Annotated in this window: 14 protein-coding genes and 1 pseudogene; 7 read left to right on the forward strand and 8 right to left on the reverse strand. The window is 56.9% G+C overall.

Translation table 11 applies throughout. From position 1 onward, the window contains the following. Positions 1-16 precede the first annotated feature (16 nt). A complete protein-coding gene (gene tadA, locus RTU33_RS02180; RefSeq protein ID WP_312624980.1) occupies positions 17-556 on the forward strand; it encodes a tRNA adenosine(34) deaminase TadA in 540 nt (179 codons plus the stop codon). On the opposite strand, the pseudogene mltF reads toward tadA, so the two are convergent. Further along, a pseudogene (gene mltF, locus RTU33_RS02185) lies at positions 550-2139 on the reverse strand (membrane-bound lytic murein transglycosylase MltF). The gene tadA and the pseudogene mltF overlap by 7 nt on opposite strands. A 223-nt stretch (positions 2140-2362) precedes the next feature. On the opposite strand from mltF, the gene purL reads away from it, so the two are divergent. The 5 genes from purL to glnB all read left to right on the forward strand — a co-directional run bounded on the left by purL (position 2363) and on the right by glnB (position 10802). Further along, positions 2363-6250: a phosphoribosylformylglycinamidine synthase gene (gene purL, locus RTU33_RS02190; protein WP_312624981.1), complete on the forward strand. Its 3888-nt coding sequence runs from the start codon at positions 2363-2365 to the stop codon at positions 6248-6250. Positions 6251-6915: 665 nt separating this feature from the next. After that, positions 6916-8352: a two component system sensor histidine kinase QseE/GlrK gene (gene qseE / locus RTU33_RS02195; protein ID WP_312624982.1), complete on the forward strand. Its 1437-nt coding sequence runs from the start codon at positions 6916-6918 to the stop codon at positions 8350-8352. Continuing rightward, positions 8349-9065, forward strand: a complete 717-nt coding sequence (gene qseG, locus RTU33_RS02200; RefSeq protein WP_312624983.1) for a two-component system QseEF-associated lipoprotein QseG — start codon at positions 8349-8351, stop codon at positions 9063-9065. The genes qseE and qseG overlap by 4 nt, the downstream gene beginning before the upstream one ends. Beyond that, positions 9062-10399: a two-component system response regulator GlrR gene (glrR, locus tag RTU33_RS02205; protein WP_312624984.1), complete on the forward strand. Its 1338-nt coding sequence runs from the start codon at positions 9062-9064 to the stop codon at positions 10397-10399. Before qseG ends, glrR begins: the two co-directional genes overlap by 4 nt. A 64-nt stretch (positions 10400-10463) precedes the next feature. Then, positions 10464-10802 (forward strand): nitrogen regulatory protein P-II, encoded by a 339-nt coding sequence (glnB, locus tag RTU33_RS02210; RefSeq protein WP_002914032.1) that lies wholly within the window; start codon positions 10464-10466, stop codon positions 10800-10802. A 41-nt stretch (positions 10803-10843) separates the two neighbouring features. Here glnB and dtpD read toward each other — a convergent pair whose 3' ends face one another. The 5 genes from dtpD to hmpA all read right to left on the reverse strand — a co-directional run bounded on the left by dtpD (position 10844) and on the right by hmpA (position 19244). Then, entirely contained in the window at positions 10844-12295 is a 1452-nt protein-coding gene (gene dtpD / locus RTU33_RS02215) for a dipeptide permease DtpD (protein ID WP_312624989.1), read from the reverse strand. A 140-nt stretch (positions 12296-12435) separates the two neighbouring features. Then, positions 12436-14577 carry a lysine decarboxylase CadA gene (cadA, locus tag RTU33_RS02220; protein WP_312624991.1) on the reverse strand — a complete coding sequence of 714 codons (2142 nt, stop codon included), beginning with the start codon at positions 14575-14577 and terminating at the stop codon, positions 12436-12438. Positions 14578-14660: 83 nt separating this feature from the next. After that, on the reverse strand, positions 14661-15986 hold the full coding sequence (cadB, locus tag RTU33_RS02225) for a cadaverine/lysine antiporter (protein WP_312624992.1): 1326 nt from the start codon (positions 15984-15986) through the stop codon (positions 14661-14663). Between the two features lie 376 nt (positions 15987-16362). Beyond that, positions 16363-17901 carry a lysine decarboxylation/transport transcriptional activator CadC gene (cadC, locus tag RTU33_RS02230; RefSeq protein WP_312624994.1) on the reverse strand — a complete coding sequence of 513 codons (1539 nt, stop codon included), beginning with the start codon at positions 17899-17901 and terminating at the stop codon, positions 16363-16365. 164 nt (positions 17902-18065) lie between these two features. Beyond that, a complete protein-coding gene (gene hmpA / locus RTU33_RS02235) occupies positions 18066-19244 on the reverse strand; it encodes an NO-inducible flavohemoprotein (protein WP_312624996.1) in 1179 nt (392 codons plus the stop codon). A gap of 315 nt (positions 19245-19559) precedes the next feature. On the opposite strand from hmpA, the gene glyA reads away from it, so the two are divergent. Continuing rightward, positions 19560-20813, forward strand: a complete 1254-nt coding sequence (glyA, locus tag RTU33_RS02240) for a serine hydroxymethyltransferase (protein WP_312624997.1) — start codon at positions 19560-19562, stop codon at positions 20811-20813. A gap of 132 nt (positions 20814-20945) precedes the next feature. On the opposite strand, the gene RTU33_RS02245 is transcribed toward glyA, so the two are convergent. Both RTU33_RS02245 and RTU33_RS02250 read right to left on the reverse strand, forming a co-directional pair. Then, positions 20946-21368, reverse strand: coding sequence for a DoxX family protein (locus tag RTU33_RS02245; protein WP_312624999.1), 423 nt, complete (start codon positions 21366-21368; stop codon positions 20946-20948). Positions 21369-21441: 73 nt separating this feature from the next. Then, positions 21442-22638 (reverse strand): ROK family transcriptional regulator, encoded by a 1197-nt coding sequence (locus tag RTU33_RS02250; RefSeq protein WP_312625000.1) that lies wholly within the window; start codon positions 22636-22638, stop codon positions 21442-21444. Positions 22639-22743 lie beyond the last annotated feature (105 nt).

Genomic DNA, 22743 nt, shown 5'->3' on the forward strand with positions numbered 1-22743 from the left:
GTAACGGCCTGCCGGTGTGTATAATGCGCCCCGTTTTTCTACCGGAGTAGCCGCCTTGTCTGACAACGAACTGAACCACGAACGCTGGATGCGTCATGCGCTGACTCTGGCTCAACGCGCCTGGGATGAAGGAGAGGTGCCGGTCGGGGCAGTGCTGGTGTATCAGAATCAGGTGATTGGTGAGGGCTGGAACCGGCCGATTGGTCGTCACGACCCGACGGCGCATGCGGAAATCATGGCGCTGCGCCAGGGTGGGCTGGTATTACAGAATTATCGCCTGATTGATACGACGCTGTACGTAACGCTCGAACCCTGCGTGATGTGCGCCGGGGCAATGGTGCACAGCCGGATTGGTCAGCTGGTGTTTGGTGCGCGGGATGCAAAAACGGGGGCGGCGGGATCGCTGATTGATATACTGCATCATCCGGGCATGAATCACAGGGTTGAAATTACGGAAGGCGTGCTTGCTGAAAGCTGCTCCACCATGCTGAGCGATTTCTTCCGCCACCGCCGTGAACAGAAAAAAGCGCTCAGGCGCGCCGCGCCGTCTCAGTGACGTAACATGTCGACGAGGGTGCCGGGGTGCTTCACGTCAATCTGGCCACTGTGTATGTCCGCCGATAGCGAGATAAACGGCAGCACGCCGACGCTTCCAGTGGTGTGATTCAGCTCGTCCGGCCTGACCGCCGGGTAATCATTCGCATATTCCCTTTCCTGCGCAGCCTTCTTCTCTTTCTCCAGCAGATAGCCCACCAGGCTTATCTGATACTTACGGATATTCTCTACATATGCGTAGGCTTCATGCCCGCGCGCGTAGCCGTACGTCAGGCGCGTGTAGTAGGGTTTCTGGCTCAGTAAAGGCAGACGCTGTTTCACGTCAGCCCAGCTATCCGGATCGCCTTTTTGCTTCGCGGTTAACGCTCTGGCATCCAGCATATGCGCATAGCCCATATTGTAAGCCGCCAGGGCAAACCAGATCCGTTCATCCTTCGGGACGGTCTCCGGCACCTTATCCATCATATCCTGCAGATAGCGCATCCCGCCGCTGATGCTCTGTTCGGCATCGGTGCGGTCCGTCAGGCCCAGGCTTTGCGCAGTGTTCCTGGTCAGCATCATCATGCCTCGCACGCCCGTCGGTGAGGTTGCCATCGGATCCCAGTGGGATTCCTGCCAGGCAATCGCCGCCAGCAGGCGCCAGTCGATTTCCGCCGCATGCTTCTGGAAGAGCGGCTGGAAATCGGGCAGTTGGTTATCCACCGCGCGAAGGAAGGTGCGGGTGTCGAAGTAATCGAAATCGTCGCCATGGCCAAGGTATTTCTCTTCCAGGCGTGCCAGGGTGCCGTCTTCATTAATGTTGTTGAAGAAATCAAGCATTGCGGCGGGCAGGGTGTTGTCGCTGTCCTTCAGGCTAAACCAGGTGACCGGCTGCTCATCGGTAATGTCGAGCGCTACGGCCAGCTCCGGATGGACGCGCTGGAACAGGCTGATCGCGACCGAATCGGCAATGGTATAGTCGAGCCTGCCGTCGAGAACCTCATCCATCAGCTCCACGCTGCCGCGTTTGTCATCGACGGTCCAGCTGAGTTCCGGATACTTCTTCTCCTTCAGCGCCTGCAAATCATTGATTGCCACGTGCCCCGGCGCGATGGTCAGCTGCTGAGCGGTAATATTTTCAAGTGAACGGGGGCGGTAGCTGCCTTTGCGGTAAACCAGCTGCTGCGAAACGGAGTAATAAGCCGGGCCGGCCTGATAGCTTTTGACGCGCTCGCTGTTGTAGACCAGCCCGGCGGCCAGCATGTCGGCTTTGTCATTATCGAGATCGTCAAACAGCTGGCTGATATTCTGGCGGACGGTGACGTTAAGCTTCACGCCGAGGTAGTCCGCGAACTGCTGGGCCAGCTCGTAATCAAGACCGTAATCTTTTTCGTTAATGCTGGCGTAGGTCAGGGGAGAGATGATGGTGCTGACGCGCAGCTCTCCTCGCGCCTGAATCGCCGCGATGCGGTTCTCTGGTTTACTGAACCAGGGAATGGAGGGCCATAGCGCCGCTGCCAGTAGCAGGGTGACAATGCCGATAAACAGATAATTAATCTTTAATTTTTTCAATTAGTTAATTCTCTGCAGCGCGAGCGATCTCAGGCAATAGTTACCATGTTAAAGTTTAGGGACACTAAAGAGTGAGCGGCATTTTGCTTAAACAAGCGCCAGATGGCAACCCATTCGTCACCGATGTCGCACCTGGTGGTAAAACGATGCGGCGGTTTTATTTTGACGCAAACGGTTACGTAGCCGTTCAGGATGCTCTATAATGGCGCCCGTTTTCCGCCATTGCGCACACTGAAACCCAGAAGACGAGAGACTTATGATGGAAATTCTGCGTGGTTCGCCTGCACTGTCAGCCTTCCGTATCACCAAACTGCTGGCACGCTTTCAGGCAGCTAACCTTCCGGTCAGCAACCTTTACGCCGAGTACGTGCACTTCGCCGAACTGAACGCGCCGTTGTCAGAAGAGGAACACACCCGGCTGACAAAACTGCTGCAGTACGGTCCAAGCCTCAACAGCCATACCCCCGCCGGAAAATTACTGCTCGTCACTCCCCGCCCTGGCACCATCTCCCCCTGGTCTTCAAAAGCAACCGACATCGCCCACAACTGTGGCCTGGCGCAGATCGAACGCCTGGAGCGCGGTGTTGCATACTACGTCGAAGCCTCCATGCTGACGGATATGCAGTGGAGCCAGGTTGCAGCTGAGCTGCATGACCGGATGATGGAAACCGTCTACGGTGCGCTGCAGGACGCGGAAAACCTGTTTGCCCATCATCAGCCTGCGCCGGTTGCGAGCGTAGACGTGCAGGGGCAGGGCCGTCAGGCGCTGGTGGACGCCAACCTGCGTCTGGGGTTAGCGCTGGCCGAAGATGAAATTGATTACCTGTTCGATGCCTTCACAAAGCTCAACCGCAACCCGAACGATATCGAACTCTATATGTTTGCCCAGGCGAACTCCGAACACTGCCGTCACAAGATTTTCAACGCCGACTGGGTGATTGACGGCGAGCAGCAGCCGAAGTCGCTGTTCAAAATGATTAAAAACACCTTCGAGACCACCCCGGACCACGTGCTGTCGGCTTATAAGGACAACGCTGCGGTAATGGAAGGCTCGGACGTAGGGCGCTTCTACGCCGATCGTGACGGCCTGCGCTACGATTTCCATCAGGAGCCGACGCACATCCTGATGAAGGTAGAAACCCATAACCACCCGACGGCGATTTCCCCATGGCCGGGGGCGGCAACGGGCTCCGGCGGTGAAATTCGTGATGAAGGCGCGACCGGGCGCGGCGCAAAACCGAAAGCCGGGCTGGTGGGCTTCTCCGTTTCCAACCTGCGTATCCCCGGCTTTGAACAGCCGTGGGAAGAAGACTTCGGCAAACCAGACCGCATCGTGACCGCGCTGGATATCATGACCGACGGCCCGCTGGGCGGCGCGGCGTTTAACAACGAATTTGGTCGTCCGGCGCTGAACGGTTACTTCCGCACCTACGAAGAAAAGGTCAACAGCCACAACGGCGAAGAGCTGCGCGGCTACCACAAGCCGATCATGCTGGCAGGCGGGATCGGCAACATCCGTGCCGATCACGTCCAGAAAGGTGAGATCAACGTCGGCGCGAAGCTGATCGTTCTCGGCGGCCCGGCGATGAATATCGGCCTTGGCGGCGGGGCGGCATCCTCCATGGCGTCCGGACAGTCCGATGCAGATCTTGATTTTGCTTCCGTCCAACGCGACAACCCGGAAATGGAGCGACGCTGCCAGGAAGTGATCGACCGCTGCTGGCAGCTCGGTGAAGCCAACCCGATTCTGTTTATCCACGACGTCGGCGCGGGCGGCCTCTCTAACGCCATGCCTGAGCTGGTGAGCGACGGCGGGCGCGGCGGTAAATTTAATCTGCGCGATATCCTCAGCGATGAGCCAGGCATGAGCCCGCTGGAGATCTGGTGTAACGAATCTCAGGAGCGCTACGTGCTGGCGGTGGCGGCGGATCAGCTGCCGCTGTTCGACGAGCTGTGCAAACGTGAGCGCGCACCTTACGCGGTCATCGGTGAAGCCACCGAAGAGATGCATCTGAGCCTCAGCGACAGCCATTTCGACAATACGCCTATCGATTTGCCGCTGGACGTGCTGCTTGGCAAAACCCCGAAAATGACCCGCGACGTTGAGACGCTTGCCGCCGGTGGCGAAGCGCTGGACAGGCAGGGCATCACGATTGCCGATGCGGTCAACCGCGTTCTGCATCTGCCAACCGTGGCAGAGAAAACCTTCCTCGTGACCATCGGCGACCGCACGGTAACCGGCATGGTTGCCCGCGATCAGATGGTTGGCCCGTGGCAGATCCCGGTAGCGAACTGCGCGGTAACCACCGCGAGCCTCGACAGCTACTACGGCGAAGCGATGGCGATGGGCGAACGTGCGCCGGTGGCGCTGCTCGATTTTGCGGCCTCCGCGCGGCTGGCCGTCGGCGAAGCGCTGACCAACCTCGTGGGGACTCAGGTCGGCGACCTGAAGCGCGTGAAGCTTTCCGCAAACTGGATGGCGGCGGCAGGGCACCCGGGCGAAGATGCGGGCCTCTACGCAGCGGTGAAAGCCGTGGGTGAAGAGCTCTGCCCGGCGCTGGGCCTGACCATTCCGGTCGGCAAAGACTCTATGTCGATGAAAACCCGCTGGCAGGAAGGCAGTGAACAGCGCGAAATGACGTCGCCGCTGTCGCTGGTGATTTCCGCCTTTGCCCGCGTGGAGGATGTGCGCCATACCGTGACGCCGCAGCTTTCCACGGAGGATAACGCCCTGCTGCTGATTGATCTCGGCAAAGGCCACAACGCGCTCGGCGCGACGGCCCTGGCTCAGGTTTACCGCCAGCTCGGTGACAAAACCGCCGATGTCCGCAGCGTGGAGCAGCTGAAAGGCTTCTGGGACGCGATGCAGGTGCTGGTGGCAGAACGCAAACTGCTGGCCTGGCACGACCGCTCCGACGGCGGCCTGATGGTGACGCTCGCCGAAATGGCCTTCACCGGGCACTGCGGCGTGGATGTGGATATCGCAGCACTTAGTGAAGATCGTCTGGCTGCACTGTTCAACGAAGAGCTGGGCGGCGTGATTCAGGTGCGTGCGCAAGACCGCGAGCTTGTGGAAGGCATTTTTGCCAGCCACGGCCTGGCGGACTGCGTCCACTTCCTCGGGAAAGCCACCGAAGGCGACCGCTTTGTTATCACGGCGGGCGGTCATGTTGTCTACAGTGAAAGCCGCACCACGTTACGTATGTGGTGGGCGGAAACGACCTGGCAGATGCAGCGCCTGCGCGATAACCCGGAATGTGCCGATCAGGAGCACGAGGCGAAGCGCAACGACAGCGATCCGGGCCTGAACGTGAAGCTCAGCTTTGATATCAACGAAGATGTGGCTGCCCCGTACATTGCGAAAGGCGCGCGTCCGAAGGTTGCGGTACTGCGTGAGCAGGGCGTGAACTCCCACGTCGAAATGGCTGCGGCGTTCCATCGTGCGGGCTTCGATGCTATCGACGTCCACATGAGCGACCTGCTGGCTGGCCGTACCGGGCTGGCTGATTTCCAGGCGCTGGTCGCCTGCGGCGGCTTCTCCTACGGCGACGTCTTAGGCGCAGGCGAGGGCTGGGCGAAATCCATTCTGTTCAACGAGCGCGTGCGCGACGAGTTTGAAACCTTCTTCCACCGCCCGCAGACGCTGGCGCTGGGCGTGTGTAACGGCTGCCAGATGATGTCCAACCTGCGCGACCTTATCCCTGGCAGCAGCCTGTGGCCGCGCTTTGTACGCAACCACTCGGACCGCTTCGAAGCGCGCTTCAGCCTGGTAGAAGTGACCCAGAGCCCGTCCCTGCTGCTGCAGGGGATGAGCGGTTCACAGATGCCCATCGCCGTTTCTCATGGTGAAGGCCGCGTCGAAGTGCGTGACAGCGCGCATCTGGCGCAGCTGGAAAGCAAAGGCCTGGTGGCTCTGCGCTTCGTCGACCACTTCGGCAACGTGACGCAAAACTATCCGGCGAACCCGAACGGTTCCCCTAACGGGATTACCGCGGTCACCAGCGAAAGCGGGCGCGTCACGCTGATGATGCCACACCCTGAGCGCGTGTTCCGTACAGTCGCCAACTCCTGGCACCCGGAAAACTGGGGCGAAGACAGCCCGTGGATGCGTATTTTCCGTAACGCACGTAAACAGCTGGGTTGAGATCGCGTCAAACCTTTGTAGTGCTGTTTTGCCTGATGGCGCTTCGCTTATCAGGCCTACAAAATCAGAGGTTGATGAGGTCGTTGTAGGCCCGGTAAGCCTGCGCTACCGGGCGTTAACTCAGATGCTTCGTTCGTCTCTTAAGCCCTCCGGAAACTGGAGGGCTTTTTTATGTGAGCAAAAGCGGGAACAGTGTCGGAAAAAGGCGACAGCTGGCATCCTGCGGTGTCTCTAAGTGGAGACATTTATCTATTTGATATTTATAGTTTTTATTGTTTTGTTATTTTGGCGTCTCTTTTTGACGACGGTGTGGTGAAAAAACACGCAAAACGAGATGTCATTCAAAAAGTGATAAAGTTATTATTTATTAATGTGTTAATAAATTGTTTTGTATTATGGCACGCTTACTGCATATAATTAACCAGTGGCTCATTCACCCTATTATGTCAGCCCCTTCGGGACGCGCTACATAAACTTCGAATGACGCACAACAAGGTGCCTGCCGTCCAACTGTTGATATCAGCTTGCTATATCAAACCCCGGGCGAAACGTGGAGTTAGGCACCGCCTTATTCAGTGACAACGCCGGGCTTTGACCCGGCGTTGTTGTTTCCGCTTCCTGCCTCAGTTACCCTGCCATTATCATTATGTTCAGGGGCAAACTCATTGAAACGCTGGTCACTTTTCCCCCGCTCGCTGCGTCAGCTGGTTATGTTGGCGTTTCTGCTGATCCTGTTGCCGCTGCTGGTCCTTGCCTGGCAGGCCTGGCAGAGCCTGAATGCGCTGAGCGATCAGGCCGCCATGACCAACCGCACCACGCTTGTGGACGCTCGCCGCAGCGAAGCGATGACCAACGCCGCGCTGGAGATGGAGCGCAGCTACCGCCAGTACTGCGTGCTGGATGACGCAACTCTGGCGAAGGTGTATCAGGGCCAGCGTAAGCGCTATAGCGAAATGCTGGATGCCCACGCAGGCGTGCTGCCGGATAACAAAATCTGGCAGGCGCTGCGTCAGGATCTGAACGATCTGGCAGAGCTTCACTGCAAAAACAGCGGCCCGGATGAAGCCTCTGCTGCAAAGCTTGAGGCCTTTGCCTCGGCGAATACCGATATGGTCCAGGCCACCCGCGCAGTGGTGTTTTCCCGGGGGCAGCAGCTCCAGCAGGAGATTGCCGAGCGTGGGCAGTTCTTCGGCTGGCAGGCGCTGGTGCTGTTCCTGGTCAGCCTGACCATGATGCTGCTGTTCACCCGCATGATTATCGGCCCCGTTAAAGCCATTCAGCGGATGATTAACCGTCTTGGTGAGGGAAAATCGCTCGGCAGCACGGTGATGTTTACCGGGCCGCGCGAGCTGCGATCCGTCGGGCAGCGCATTGTCTGGCTGAGCGAACGGCTCTCCTGGCTTGAATCTCAACGTCACCAGTTTCTGCGTCATCTTTCCCATGAGCTGAAAACGCCGCTTGCCAGCATGCGCGAAGGGACCGAGCTGCTGGCCGATAAGGTCGTTGGCCCGCTGACGACCGAGCAGGAAGAAGTGGTCGCCATTCTGGATGACAGCAGCCGTAACCTGCAAAAGCTGATTGAGCAGCTGCTGGATTACAACCGAAAGCTTGCCGACACGCCGGTTGAAATGGAGAAGGTCGAGCTGGTACCGCTGCTGGATATCGTTGTCTCTGCCCACAGTTTGCCCGCACGAGCTAAAATGATGCATACCCGCGTCGAGCTTGACGTGCGTGAGTGCCAGGCTGAACCGGTGCTGTTGATGAGCGCGCTGGATAATCTCTACTCCAATGCAGTGCACTACGGCAGTGAATCCGGTACTATTTTTCTGCGCAGTCGCCAGCAGGGAAACCGGGTGTTTCTTGAGGTGGAAAACAGCGGAACACCGATCCCTGAGGCTGAAAAAGCCATGATTTTTGAGCCCTTTTATCAGGGCAGTCATCAACGTAAAGGGGCTGTGAAGGGAAGCGGTCTGGGACTGAGTATCGCCCGGGATTGCGTCCGCCGGATGCGGGGCACCCTGCAGTTGGTCGACGCGCCAACGGGCCATGTCTGTTTCCGCATTGAGCTTTCTCTTTCAGACACGGATAAACCCATTAAATGAAGCAACGTCTGGTGAATATGTCCCCTCGTTTCCTCTCGCTCCTTGCCGGAGCGTCCTGTTTATGGCTGGCCGGGTGCGTCAGTGCGCCGCAAACCGCCAGCACGGGCGATGAAGATAAGCTGCCACAGCAGCAGGTCGCCGATTTCCTCTCCACGGACTGCGCCGACGTCTGGTCGCTTCACGGTGCAGCAACGGAGAAAAACCCGCTGTACTGGCTGAGAAGCATGGATTGTGCCGAACGTCTGTCGCCGGAAATGGCCCGCAGCGAAGCCCGCCTGCATAGCGATGAGTCCTGGCAGGACGCGCTGCGTCGCGGCATTCTGCTCGGCAGCGCCAAAATCACCCCGCTGGAGCGCCGTGAAATGGTGACCCGCCTCGATACGTTCAGCCCGCAGATCCCGACTCAGGTGCGTCCGCTGTATCAGTTCTGGCGTGACGGGCAGTCGCTACAGCTTCAGCTTTCGGATGAGCGCTCCCGCTACAGCAAACTACAGCAGACGACGGATGCCGAGCTGGATATTCTGCGCCAGCAGCAACAGCACCTCAGCAGCCAGCTGGAACTGACGACCCGCAAGCTGGAAAACCTGACCGACATTGAGCGTCAGCTTTCCAGCCGCAAACCGGCGGGCAGCAACTTTACGCCGGATGCCGGGCATGCAGGTGATGCCGCTCCGGCGCAGAAGGACGCTCCGTCCACAGAGGAGAAACCATGACAGGACGTAAACCCGCTCACCTTTTACTGGTCGACGACGATCCGGGCCTGCTGAAGCTGCTGGGCATGCGCCTCACCAGCGAAGGTTTTTCCGTGGTTACCGCTGAAAGCGGACAGGAAGGGCTGCGCGTGCTGGCGCGGGAAAAAGTCGATCTGGTGATAAGCGATCTGCGCATGGATGAAATGGACGGCCTGCAGCTGTTTGCGGAGATCCAGAAAGTACAGCCTGGCATGCCGGTGATCATTCTCACCGCCCACGGATCCATTCCCGATGCCGTAGCGGCCACGCAGCAGGGCGTGTTCAGCTTCCTGACCAAGCCGGTTGATAAAGATGCGCTTTACAAAGCCATCGACGATGCGCTGGTGCATACCGCTGCCGCCACCGATGACAGCTGGCGCGAATCCATCGTCACCCGCAGCCCGGTAATGCTGCGCCTGCTCGAACAGGCGCGGATGGTGGCGCAGTCGGACGTCAGCGTGCTGATTAACGGCCAGAGCGGCACCGGGAAGGAGATTTTTGCCCAGGCGATTCACAACGCCAGCCCGCGCGGCAAATACCCGTTTATCGCCATTAACTGCGGTGCGTTGCCGGAACAGCTGCTGGAGTCTGAGCTCTTCGGCCATGCCCGCGGCGCATTTACCGGCGCGGTGAGCAATCGCGAAGGGCTGTTTCAGGCCGCGGAGGGCGGTACGCTTTTTCTTGATGAGATTGGCGACATGCCTTCTCCGTTACAGGTTAAGCTGCTGCGCGTCTTGCAGGAGCGCAAAATTCGCCCGCTCGGCAGCAATCGCGATATCGACATCAACGTGCGCATTGTCTCCGCCACCCACCGTGATTTACCCAAAGCGATGGCACGCGGCGAGTTTCGCGAAGATCTTTACTATCGTCTCAACGTTGTCAGCCTGAAAATTCCCACACTGGCAGAGCGTACCGAAGACATTCCGCTGCTGGCAAACCATCTTCTGCGTCAGTCTGCCGATCGGCACAAGCCGTTCGTACGGGCATTTTCGACGGATGCGATGAAGCGGCTGATGACCGCCAACTGGCCGGGGAACGTGCGCCAGCTGGTGAACGTGATTGAGCAGTGTGTGGCGCTGACCTCGTCGCCGGTGATTGGCGATGCGCTGGTGGAGCAGGCGCTGGAGGGCGAGAACACCGCACTGCCGACGTTCGTTGAGGCGCGAAACCAGTTTGAGCTGAACTACCTGCGCAAGCTGCTGCAAATCACTAAAGGTAACGTCACCCATGCCGCGCGCATGGCGGGGCGCAACCGTACTGAATTCTATAAATTGCTCTCGCGTCACGAACTCGACGCCAATGATTTTAAAGAGTAGCCCGGCGTGCGCGGCGACGTTATGATAGGGTAAGCAACCGGTTACGCGGATAAGACAGGAAACCATGAAAAAGATTGATGCGATTATAAAACCCTTCAAACTCGATGATGTGCGCGAAGCGCTGGCGGAAGTCGGTATCACCGGGATGACGGTAACGGAAGTGAAAGGCTTTGGTCGTCAGAAAGGCCACACCGAACTGTATCGCGGTGCGGAGTACATGGTCGATTTTCTGCCGAAGGTGAAAATTGAAATCGTGGTCACCGATGATATCGTCGACACCTGCGTGGATACCATTATCCGCACGGCGCAGACCGGTAAAATCGGCGACGGCAAAATCTTTGTCTTCGACGTGGCGCGCGTGATCCGTATTCGTACCGGCGAAGAAGACGACGCGGCAATCTGATTTGTTTGCACTGCCCGCACTTTATGCGGGCAGCGCTGTTTCTACTCCTCAGCCATTTCCGGCGCACGACTCCCCAGCAGCTTTCTGAAGATAACCACCAAGAGCATCACGCCCACGCAGCCAAGCGTCCCTTCGCCCATCTGCGAGAAGAAGTGCCCGTAGGCCGCCACGGCGGTTTCGCTGATTTGTGATTCGGTAGTTTGCTGTGCCACTACGCCCGCCAGCCAGTTCGCCACGGCACCCGTCGCCAGCATATAAATGCCGGTGAGCACCCCGGTCACGCCCGGCATGTTGAGGCGCGTGATTTGCGCCATTGCCACGGGGTCGATAAACAGCTCAGCGAAACCCATCAGCGCCAGGCCTGCCACCATCATGCTCATTGATGCCTGACCGTGGAGCTGCCCCTGATGAGCGTTTAGTGCCAGCAGCATAAAGCCCGCGCCCATGAGCGTCAGGCCGAGGGCAAACTTCAGCCACACGCGTAGCGCCGTGCTGGCTCCCGGACGCACCAGCCACGCCAGCACCACGCCTGCTGCCATGACCGCCACCGCGTTCACCGACTGGAACAGTGCCGTCGGCACCTCAAAGCTCATCCAGCGGCGCTTCACGAAGCGATCAATGAACAGGCTGATGGAACTGCCGCCCTGCTGGGCCAGCACCCAGAACAGCGTCCCGGTGAGCATCAGCAGCACAATCTGTGACAGCGCACGACGGTGCTGTGGCGAAGCGATCATAATGCGCGCCACCATTTGCGCGGCAAAGATACAGACGACGGCCAGCAGATAACCTGCCCAGTTCTTTTCCAGCAGGAGAGTAAAGAACACCGGAGAGAGGCATAGCATTACCAGCAGCCAGCCCCATGTGGGCAGCACGAAACGTCTTGCCTGTAGCGCCGTTTTGTTGATGCCGTGCGTCTTGCGGAAATGGCGATGCCCGCTCAGAAACACCATTAGCCCGATAAACATGCCGATGCCCGCCAGCGCAAAGCCGACGTGCCAGCCGTACCATTGCGCCGCCAGCCCGCAGACGATAGGTGCGGCGATGGAGCCGATATTGCCCGCCGCGTAGAGCAGCGAGAAACCGCCGTCGCGACGGCTGTCGCTGGCGTCATAGAGTTCGCCCAGCAGGCAGCTGATGTTGGATTTAAACAGGCCATAGCCGCAGATAATGATGGCGAGCGCCAGGTAGAGGCTCATCGTGGAGTCTGAACCCAGCCCTAGCACTACGTGGCCCAGCGTCATCAGCAGAGCCCCGGCAATGACCGCCACGCGGTTGCCGAGCAGGCGGTCGGCAATCCAGCCGCCGAGAATAGGGGTGACATACACCAGTGAAGCGTAGGCGCTGAACAGACCAATCGCATGGCTGTCGTCAAAGGCGAGTTGATGGGTGAGGTAGAGGATGAGCAGGGCACGCATGCCGTAGAAGCTGAAGTATTCCCAGATTTGAATCGCTACGATGTAGTAAATCGCGCGCGGTTGTGAGGGTGTTTGCATGTCGTCTCCTTGCGCACAAGTTGGCGTTGCCCGGCGGCGCTGTGCTTGCACGGGCCTACAGATATGGAGTGCTCTTAGGTCGGGTAAGCGCAGCGCCACCCGGCAAAAAAGGGAAGTGGCAAGCCACTTCCCTTTGTCTCTTATTGAGTGTTTTTCAGCACTTTCACGGTGTAACGCCCGTCGGCCTGACGATAGGCGCCGTGGATGTCGGTTTCGAAGCCCGGATAGTGAGCACCGATTTCGCACAGCATCTGCAGGAACTCCAGCACCGGACGGCTCTCCTCGGTGATCATCTCACCAGGCATGACCAGCGGGACTCCAGGAGGGTACGGCAGGATCATGTTGGCATTGACGCGGCCAACGGTCTCTTCCATATACACCTCTTCGGTTTCACCGTGCAGCTCTTTCTGGAACGCGGCGTACGGGGTCATTACCATTGCTGGCAGCACTTCGAACGCACGGAACATCAGGTCCGGCAGGTTGTGTTTCTCAACCAGTTTGTGAATATTCTGCGCCAGTTCCTGAATACGCATGTTTTCATAGAATTCAGGATCTTCACGGTACAGCGACGGCAGCATGTTTTTCACGCGCAGGTTCAGATCGAACGCACGTTTGAAGTCGGTCAGCGCACGCAGCAGGCTCAGCGCTTTGGTTTTGTCGATACCGATGCTGAACAGGAACAGCAGGTTATACGGGCCGGTTTTCTCGACCACGATGCCATGTTCATCCAGATATTTCGCCACGATGCTGGCCGGAATACCGAAGTCGTCCATGGAGCCGTCTTTTTTCATCCCCGGCGTCAGAATGGTGACTTTAATCGGGTCGAGATACATGTGCTCGTTATCGATATTTTTGAAGCCGTGCCATGCGCTGTCTGAGCGCAGCGGCCAGCATTCTGGCGCATCGATATGCTCTGGCTGCCAGACGTCGAAGAACCAGCCTTCAGATTCGCCTTTCAGGCGTTTAATCTCTTTACGGAACTTGATGGAGCGTTCAATCGAACCGTTGATCAGACGTTTACCGGCATTGCCTTTCATCATCGCCGCGGCGGTTTCCGTGGAGGCCACGATACCGTAGTGCGGAGAAGTGGTGGTGTGCATCATGTAGGCTTCGTTGAAGGTTTCTTCGTTAACGTCACCTTTCACGTGGATCATGGAAGCCTGAGAGAACGCCGCCAGCAGTTTGTGCGTAGACTGGGTTTCATAAATCACTTTGCCTTCCACACGGTCACCGCTCATGCCGCACTTGCCTGCATAGATGGGTGAGAAGTTGGTGTAAGGCACCCACGCAGAGTCAAAGTGGATGGACTTCACATCCAGGGTTTTCTTGATGTAGTCGGTGTTATACAGCAGGCCATCGTAGGTGGAGTTGGTGATAACCGCGTGCACCGGCCAGGTGGCGTTTGGCGTTTCTTTGACGCGTTTAGCAATGGTCGCGTGCTGGAATTCGCTTTGTGGAATACCCCCGAGGATCCCGTAAGCGTTACGGGTTGGGCGGAAGTAGATTGGCGTAATGTCGCTCATCATCATCAGATGCGTCAGCGATTTGTGGCAGTTACGGTCAATCAGCACGGTGCTGCCGGCAGGCGCAGAATACATCCCGACAATCTTGTTGGCGGTTGACGTCCCGTTGGTCACCATGTAGCTGCGTTCAGCGTTGAACACGCGGGCAATGTACTCTTCCGCTTCTTTGTGCGGGCCGCTGTGGTCCAGCAGAGAACCCAGTTCAGACACGGAGATAGAGATATCGGACTTCATGGTATTTGGACCAAAGAAGTCATAGAAGATGCTGCCAACCGGGCTTTTCTGAAACGCGGTGCCGCCCATGTGGCCCGGCGTACAGAAGGTGTATTTGCCTTCACGCACGTATTTGAACAGCGATTTGGTCAGCGGCGGCAGAATGGTGTCGATGTACTCGTCGGTGTTCTGCTGAATTTTTGCTGCGATATCGTCGGCGGCCCCCAGCGCATATTCGAAGAAGCGAACCTGCATACGCAGATCGTTCAGGCTCACGTCGAGAGTGGAGTAAGTATTCGCAAATGCATACAGCGGCATGTATTCGTTGAGTTTACTTATCTCTTCGCACAGCTCGAGGTTGTATTTGTCCCAGTCGAAAATTACGCCGCACAGGCGGGCATTGTTCTCAATCAGCTTCAGCAGGTCTTCGCGATCGTTTGGGTAAACAATGCGGAAATCCAGGCGCTCCAGGGCGCGGTGCAGCTCACGAATAGGCTCTTCTTTGAAGTAGACACCCATGTGATTCATGATTGCGATAACGTTCATAGTCGTATCTCCAGGTGTAGAAGGCCCCTCCCGTCATGGTGTGACAGGTGAAGAGAGAGGCCTGAGAAAGGGGTTGGTCTTGCTTAGTGCACGCTGGCGGCGTTGTCGCCGCTGTGTTCGCGCTGGTTCATTTTGCGGCCGTAGAACATCAGGATGATCAGGCTCACGATGAAGGTGCCGGACAGCTCGAAGGAGCTTGCGCCCATCAGTGCGATAAAGCAGAACGCACAGCCGAGGATGGAACAAACCAGGCTCACCAGGTTGCGAACGTTGACGCCTTCGAAGCGGATCAGGTCAACGCAGGAGTAGAAGTAAGGCAGCATGGTCAGCAGCACGGCGATACCGGTCAGTTCACCGAACAGGTCAGAGGCTTTCCCGCCGCTGGAGTTCATGACGGTGATGAGGATCATCAGCACGGTCATTTTCACGGCTGCCAGCAGCAGGCCTTTTTTCGGAATGCCGTTGGCATCGACTTCACCGTAGATTTTCGGGAAGTTGCCGTCGTTGGCGGCACGTTGACCGGCCTGGCCAACCAGCATCATCCAGGACCCCAGTGACGTCAGGCAGGCAAACGCGGTGAAGGCGGAAACCATTGGCGCGGCCCAGCTACCCATAATGGTGGAAGCGCTGATAGCGAATGGCGCACCGGACGCGGCCATTTCAGAAGCCGGATACATACCGGAAATCACCTGTGTGGCGAGGATATAGATGACGCCTGCCAGCGCAGTACCCAGCATGGTTGCCAGCGGTACGGTACGTTTCGGGTTTTTCACCATCCCGGTGCTGACGGCGGCGGATTCGACGCCCACGAACGCCCACAGGCACAGCAGAATACTTTTGATTACCGCGTGATAATCCGTGGTCTGAGAGGTATTCCAGTTGGCGTGATAGGTGTTGATATCAAACCAGTGCCAGCCGACTACGGCGGTCACCACAACCGGGATCAGCACCAGCACCAGACCGATAGTGGTCAGGCGGCTGACCCAGGTCCCGCCGAGCATATTCACGAAGGTGAAAATCCACACGATGGCGATACAGGCGAGGCCCGCAGGCACCGGGTTATTTAACACCGGGAAGAAGGTGGAGAGATAAGAGACGGCGGTAATGCCGATGGCAAGGTTGCCAATCCAGTTTGCGTGGTAATAAAGCACGCCGGTCTGGAAACCGAACGCCGGAGATAATTCCCCCGCATAAGCAATAGGGCCACCCTGCTGCGGATTTTTGGTTGCCAGTCGGGCATATACATAAGCCAGGGACATTGCACCAATAATAGAGATAACCCAGCCCCAGATGGCAATGCCACCGATGCCGGCGAGGTTCGCAGGTAATAAAGCAATCCCGCTCCCCATCATATTACCGGCAACGACGCCGGTACAGGCAAATAGCCCGATCTTTTTGGCAGAACTCATGGTTTGTATTCTCCTGATGTTTATTTTGGAGGACCGAATCATGTTCCAGGATGACGCAATGACCCGACCGGTTGAGCTCAAGGTTAACGATCTCCACCAGAGAAGTCCTAAAGATAAAGTGAAGTAATCGCAAACATCAGACAAATGACAATATGACCTTTTCGCGTTAACACATCAGGATGACATGTTGAGGTCATGAAAAGATAAATATTACTGTTTTACAGTTATTTGCAGAGAATGTGGTGAGTTAACGATGTGTTGATTCAGGGTGTTATCATGTAAACGATAAATAACATCCATAACCTTCGTGATAAACATAATATTAACCTCATCATGCCGCCTTTTATTAGCATGATGAGGTTTGACTTAAGAATGGTTATTTTGCGGCGAGGAAATTGTCGAGATAAGGTACAACGCGAGTGACGGATGTCTGGAATACGCTGTTCTCAATCCAGTAAAGCGTATTGTCACCCGGACGTAAATTAAAGGCGGTAATATAGGCGTCGGCAGCCAGGCGGTTTTCACCCTGCATTTCGTAAACTTTACCGAGCAGCACATAATTGACCCACGACATCTCCAGCCCGATGCCGGTATTAATGGCGCTAAATGCGTCACTAATTTGTCCCTGGCTTAAATATTCGATGGTCTTAATTTGATAAAAGACCGCCATATTCTTCAGGACAGGAATATCCCCGACGCGATTAATTTCCGCCGACAGTGCGGAGAGTTGAGATTTATCCAGCGGCTGCTGGGAATGGCGCAGGATATCGACCAGCGCTTTCTCTGCCATCGCGTAGCTGAAATCCGGCGACTGTTTCAGAATATCATCCAGCAGGCCGCTGGCCTTGCTTAAGGAGTCCACATCGCCGTTCATCAGCAGCTGGTGAGCCTGGTAAAACTGCGCCAGCGACAGGCTTTGTGACGGCTGATACTGGCGCAGCATGGCCTGCATGCGTTCAGGCCAGGGCTGGGTCAGCGCCTGTGACAGGCTGCTCATCAGGTCGTTCTGAATCGTCACCTGGTTATCGCTGGTAATGAAATAGCGTTTATCGAGCATCACCGAGCTGTCGGCATTATCAACCAGCTGGACTGACATAAAACACTGCTGCGCGCGGTAGTGACGCTGGTTGACGAACTCGATGGTCAGCGTTTTCCCTGAGCTGCTCGGCTCATTCACGTTGTAGTTGGTTTTGTCGTGCACCATATAGGTGGAAAACGTGTTCAGCGAGGTGGTGATCAGGCTGCCAAGCCCTACGGCATAGGTTCTCTGCGATGCCTGGTTGTTGCAGGAATTACCATTAGCGAGGCGAACGTCGATATCGCGTGGGTTCAGCAGCAAACGGGTTTTGGTGACGGGTGGGTGCGAATTGATAGTCGACATCGCGACAAGCGCCACGCAGCTGAACAGCGCCAGCAGAAACAGGCCCCAGACCCACCAGGTTGTTACCTTGCGGCGCTTCTCCGGCAGCGACGGTGGTGGCATGGCGGGCCTGGATTCAGGCACTTGCGGCTCGGTGGTCGCAGAAAGCTGGGCTTCTCCTGACGCCGGGCGCGTTGTCGGAGGAACGGGCGCCAGCTCTTCGCCCTCTTCAGCGCACCATATTACGCTCGCGGTCAGCTTGTAGCCGCGTTTCGGCACCGTGACGATGTATTCGGGGCTGCTGTCATCGCCGTCTTTTAGCGACTTACGCAATTCGGAGATGCTCTGGGTGACGACATGGCTGGTGACGACGTTGCGCGTCCAGACGTGGTCGATAAGCTCATCCCGGCTAAGTACTTCATCGGGATGATGAGCAAAATAGATCAGAAGGTCGATAAGGCGTGGTTCAAGCGTAAGCTGACGACCCTGACGGCTAATCTGGTTAACGGCAGGCGTAACCAGCCACTCTCCAATGAGTACAACAGGTTGTTGCATAAAAAGGGGGCCCAAAAATGGCAGCGGGAAGCCGTTATCATAACACAAGACGGCGCGGCCTTTTTTGGCACGCCCTGCGGCGAGAGGGCGATTGGGCGGGAGAGGGCGTGAAAAAGTGCTTACAGAAGTGTATACGGGCCGGAAAGTTATCCGGCCCGGGAACCTTATAGCACCTTATGCGGGCCGAAGCATTCGTAGTGAATATTGTCGGCGTTGATGCCGAGCGCCACGAGCTGTTTTGCGGCGAACTGCATAAAGCCGACCGGACCACAGAGATAAAACTGCATTGCCGGATCGCTGAACTGGCCTTCCAGCGCGCTTAAATCCATCAGGCCCGCGCTGTCGTAAGCGTCCTGTTCCTGCGGCGCGTTGTACCAGACATGGGAAGCAAAGCGTGGCAGTTTTGCGCCCAGCGCCTTCACTTCATCAGCAAAGGCATGTACCGCGCCATTTTCCGCGGCGTGGAACCAGTTCACCTGCGCCGGGTGCGCACAGTTTGCCAGCGTGTCGAGCATTGCCAGCATTGGCGTCTGGCCGACGCCTGCGGAGATCAGCGTCACCGGGGTATTTGCTTCGACGGACATAAAGAAATCGCCCGCCGGGGCGGCGAGGTGCACGGTGTCACCCACGCTGGCTTCATCATGCAGCCATTCGGAGACCTGACCGCCGGCTTCGCGCTTCACGGCGATGCGATAGCTTTTGCCGTTTGGCTGACGGGTCAGCGAATACTGGCGAATTTCCTGATGAGGGAAGCCTTCCGGCTTCAGCCACACGCCGAGATACTGACCTGGCTGATAGTCGGCCACCTCGCCGTCGTCTGCCGGGACGAATTCAAAGGCGGTGATAAGCTTGCTTTGCGGCGCTTTGCTCACGATGCGGAACGCGCGGGTGCCTTTCCAGCCGCCGGTTTTAGCGGCGTTCTGCTGATAGATTTCCCCTTCGCGCTTAATGAACACGTCCGCCAGCACGCCATAGGCTTTGCCCCACGCGTCGAGGACTTCCTGGCCCGGGCTGAACATTTCATCGAGCGTTGCCAGCAAATGGCCGCCCACGATGGCGTACTGCTCAGGCTTAATCTGGAAGCTGGTGTGCTTCTGGGCAATCTTCTCCACCGCAGGCAGCAGGGCGGCAAGGTTCTCGATGTTACTGGCGTAGGCCGCAATGGCGTTGAACAGCGCTTCACGCTGGTCACCGTTGCGCTGGTTGCTCATATTGAAGATCTCTTTTAACTCAGGATTATGAGCAAACATGCGGTCGTAAAAGTGGGCGGTGAGTTTTGGGCCGGTTTCAACCAGCAGGGGAATGGTGGCTTTCACCGTAGCGATGGTTTGCGCGTCTAGCATGGGACTGTCCTTTTTCGGTTTCTTTGTCATGATTAGATATGATGCATTTTAAATGCATGTTATGAAAAAGCCCCTCACTTGTAAAGGATTCTGTGCAAGCTGAAAAATTTGCATCACAAACCTGAAAAGAAATCGCCTTACCCGGGCGGAATCTTTATTGCTCAAACCCTTGTGTGACGCCGAGGTAATCGTTTGCGTAAAAACGTTTGTCAAGACCTGTTATCGCAGAACTTATCAGTTATACTGTCCGCCGTTGTCCGAAAGGGCCCCCTTTTTTAGCGGTAAAACTACTGTTAGCTGAGTCAGGAGATGCGAATGTTAAAGCGTGAAATGAACATTGCCGATTATGATGCCGAACTGTGGCAGGCTATGGAGCAGGAAAAAGTCCGTCAGGAAGAGCACATCGAACTGATCGCCTCCGAAAACTACACCAGCCCGCGCGTGATGCAGGCTCAGGGTTCTCAGTTAACCAACAAGTACGCTGAAGGCTACCCGGGCAAACGCTATTACGGCGGCTGCGAATACGTTGACGTGGTTGAGCAGTTGGCTATCGATCGTGCTAAAGAACTGTTTGGCGCCGATTACGCTAACGTGCAGCCGCACTCTGGTTCCCAGGCGAACTTCGCGGTCTACACCGCACTGCTGCAGCCGGGCGACACCGTGCTGGGCATGAACCTGGCGCAGGGCGGTCACCTGACTCACGGCTCCCCGGTCAACTTCTCCGGCAAGCTGTACAACATCATCCCTTACGGCATCGATGAGTCTGGCAAAATTGACTACGAAGACATGGCGAAGCAGGCCAAAGAGCATAAGCCGAAGATGATCATCGGTGGCTTCTCTGCCTACTCAGGCGTGGTTGATTGGGCCAAAATGCGTGAAATCGCAGACAGCATCGGCGCGTACCTGTTTGTCGACATGGCGCACGTTGCGGGTCTGATTGCCGCAGGCGTTTACCCGAACCCGGTTCCGCACGCACACGTTGTGACCACCACCACTCACAAAACCCTGGCAGGTCCACGCGGTGGCCTGATCCTGGCGAAAGGCGGTGACGAAGAGCTGTATAAGAAGCTGAACTCCGCTGTCTTCCCAAGCGCGCAGGGCGGCCCGCTGATGCACGTTATCGCAGCGAAAGCCGTGGCGCTGAAGGAAGCTATGGAGCCTGAATTTAAGGTTTACCAGCAGCAGGTTGCTAAGAATGCGAAAGCGATGGTGGAAGTGTTCCTGAACCGCGGCTACAAAGTGGTGTCCGGCGGCACTGAAAACCACCTGTTTCTGCTGGATCTGGTCGACAAAAACCTGACCGGTAAAGAAGCCGATGCCGCGCTGGGCCGCGCCAACATTACCGTTAACAAAAACAGCGTACCGAACGATCCGAAGAGCCCGTTCGTGACCTCCGGCATCCGTATCGGTTCTCCGGCGATTACCCGTCGCGGTTTCAAAGAAGCCGAAGCGAAAGAGCTGGCGGGCTGGATGTGCGACGTGCTGGACAACATCAATGATGAAGCCAACATTGAGCGCATCAAAGGTAAAGTGCTGGATATCTGCGCCCGTTTCCCGGTTTACGCATAATTATCTGCACCCATGAAAAAGGCCGCTGATGCGGCCTTTTTTGTTGCCTGATGGCGGCGGTGCCTCATCAGCCCTACGGGTTTTGTAGGCCGGGTAAGCGTCAGCGACACCCGGCAATCCGCCATCCGGATCTCAACGCCTGTCGACCGAAATCGCCCCCGGCCCGGTAATCGCCAACAGCAAAAATGCCCCGGCAATGCTGACGTTTTTGTAGAAGTTAATCATGTTTGGCACCACCGCATCACCGCTCATATCCCAGTAATGGTGACCAATCACCGCCGTTCCCAGCGTGTAGAAAATGAAAAGCACCGCCAGCGGGCGGGTAAAGAAGCCGATGACGATAAGGATGGCGGCAGGGACTTCCATGATCACCGCAATGATGGCTGAAAGCGTTGGCACCGGCGCGCCGCTTGCCGCCATATACTGCACCGTACCGTTAAACCCCATCAGCTTCGGATAACCGAAAATAATAAACAGCGCGACAATGGCGATGCGGGAGACCAGCAGCAGAAACGAACGCGAGGAGCCAAAATCGAAATAACGCAGAGAGTTCATAGCCTTTCCGTTGTGCAGGTGGGTGTCCTTAAACCCTAATACACAATCTTTACTGCCGCCACGTTGCCGCCATTCATAATTGTTCCAGCATTTCTTCAACGTACAGATAGCCGATGCCTAACAGCTGCTGCGAACGGGTCAGCTGCCCAAAGCTGATTTGCGTTGCCATGGCCTGCGGGCTATCGCGGTGGTCGAAAGGGTTAAACCCGGTTTGCTGGACGATGGCGCTGAGCCAGCTTTCGCCAAAGGCGCAGCTGCGCCCATACAACCAGATCTGATTGATATTGAGGATATTCAGGAAATTGTAGAGGCTCAGGCCTATGGCGCTGGCCGCGTTTTCCACCCAGGTGTGAATGCGCTGGTCACCCTGCTGCCAGCCCGCAATCAGGTGCGCTGTTGTCAGTTTTTCGGGATCGGGACCGTCGCTGGTGGGCTGTGATTTGAGCCAGATACGCGCCTGCTTTTTCAGCGCGCTTAATGAGGCCACTGTTTCCAGACAGCCGTAGCGGCCGCAGTCGCAAATCGCGCCATCAGGGTTGACGATGGTGTGGCCAATCTGCCCGCTGCCGTACAGGCTGCCGCGCCAGATTTGGCCATCAATCACAAACGAAGAGCCGATGCCGTAATCCACGTTGATCACGCAAAAGTTGTGCTGCGCCGTATGATTTTGCCACTTCTCGGCCAGCGCCAGCATCACGCAGTCGTTGTCGAGACGAACCTGAACGCCAAGCTCCTCCTCCAGCAGATACTTCATCTCCAGCGGCGTTTTCCAGGGCGCCTGGGGCATGGTCTGCGACACGCCGGTTACCGGGTCGACCTGGCCGTGTACGCCAAGCGCCAGGCGAAGCGTCTGCTGAGGATAATTCCGCCGATATGCCCGGCAGTGGGCGGCAATGGCGGCAATCAGTTCCAGCGGCTGGCGAACCGCCATTTCAACCTGCTGCGCCTTGCCAACCGGCAGCAGACGGCTGTCGGCGAGCTGGCTTTCAATTCGCGTGGGGGTGATATTCATGCACAGCGTCCATGCGCCATCTGAGGGGAGGTGATAGCTGCCACTGTTCAGGCCGCGCTGGCTCAGCTTTTCGTGCGAATGTGCAATCCGCCCTTCCTGCTGAAGTTCGTCGAGGATATTGCTTACCGCCGGAATCGACAGGCCCGTCAGCTGCGCCAGGCGGGATTTGCTGAGCTGCTTCTCCCGCCACAGATGACGTAAAAAGATCTGCTTGTTGATCATCCGGACGCGGCTGTTGTTTAAGCCCTGGTCGCGCATTTCTACTTAACTCCCTTAACTGTATTGCGTGAGCATTGCGCATTTTAAGCGCAAAGCGGCGCTATAAACTTCGGTGCATCCCTCGTTTACTGCAATTCATTTAGT

Origin of the sequence: Scandinavium sp., assembly GCF_032012665.1 — a bacterium.
Lineage (GTDB): Bacteria > Pseudomonadota > Gammaproteobacteria > Enterobacterales > Enterobacteriaceae > Scandinavium.

Bases quoted from the DNA above. Each gene is read 5' to 3' on its own strand.
- purL (WP_312624981.1), top strand. From the start codon at position 2,363: ATGATGGAAATTCTGCGTGGTTCGCCTGCACTGTCAGCCTTCCGTATC.
- qseG (WP_312624983.1), top strand. From the start codon at position 8,349: ATGAAGCAACGTCTGGTGAATATGTCCCCTCGTTTCCTCTCGCTCCTT.
- glrR (WP_312624984.1), top strand. From the start codon at position 9,062: ATGACAGGACGTAAACCCGCTCACCTTTTACTGGTCGACGACGATCCG.
- glnB (WP_002914032.1), top strand. From the start codon at position 10,464: ATGAAAAAGATTGATGCGATTATAAAACCCTTCAAACTCGATGATGTG.
- dtpD (WP_312624989.1), bottom strand. From the start codon at position 12,295: ATGCAAACACCCTCACAACCGCGCGCGATTTACTACATCGTAGCGATT.
- cadA (WP_312624991.1), bottom strand. From the start codon at position 14,577: ATGAACGTTATCGCAATCATGAATCACATGGGTGTCTACTTCAAAGAA.
- cadB (WP_312624992.1), bottom strand. From the start codon at position 15,986: ATGAGTTCTGCCAAAAAGATCGGGCTATTTGCCTGTACCGGCGTCGTT.
- cadC (WP_312624994.1), bottom strand. From the start codon at position 17,901: ATGCAACAACCTGTTGTACTCATTGGAGAGTGGCTGGTTACGCCTGCC.
- hmpA (WP_312624996.1), bottom strand. From the start codon at position 19,244: ATGCTAGACGCGCAAACCATCGCTACGGTGAAAGCCACCATTCCCCTG.
- glyA (WP_312624997.1), top strand. From the start codon at position 19,560: ATGTTAAAGCGTGAAATGAACATTGCCGATTATGATGCCGAACTGTGG.
- RTU33_RS02245 (WP_312624999.1), bottom strand. From the start codon at position 21,368: ATGAACTCTCTGCGTTATTTCGATTTTGGCTCCTCGCGTTCGTTTCTG.
- RTU33_RS02250 (WP_312625000.1), bottom strand. From the start codon at position 22,638: ATGCGCGACCAGGGCTTAAACAACAGCCGCGTCCGGATGATCAACAAG.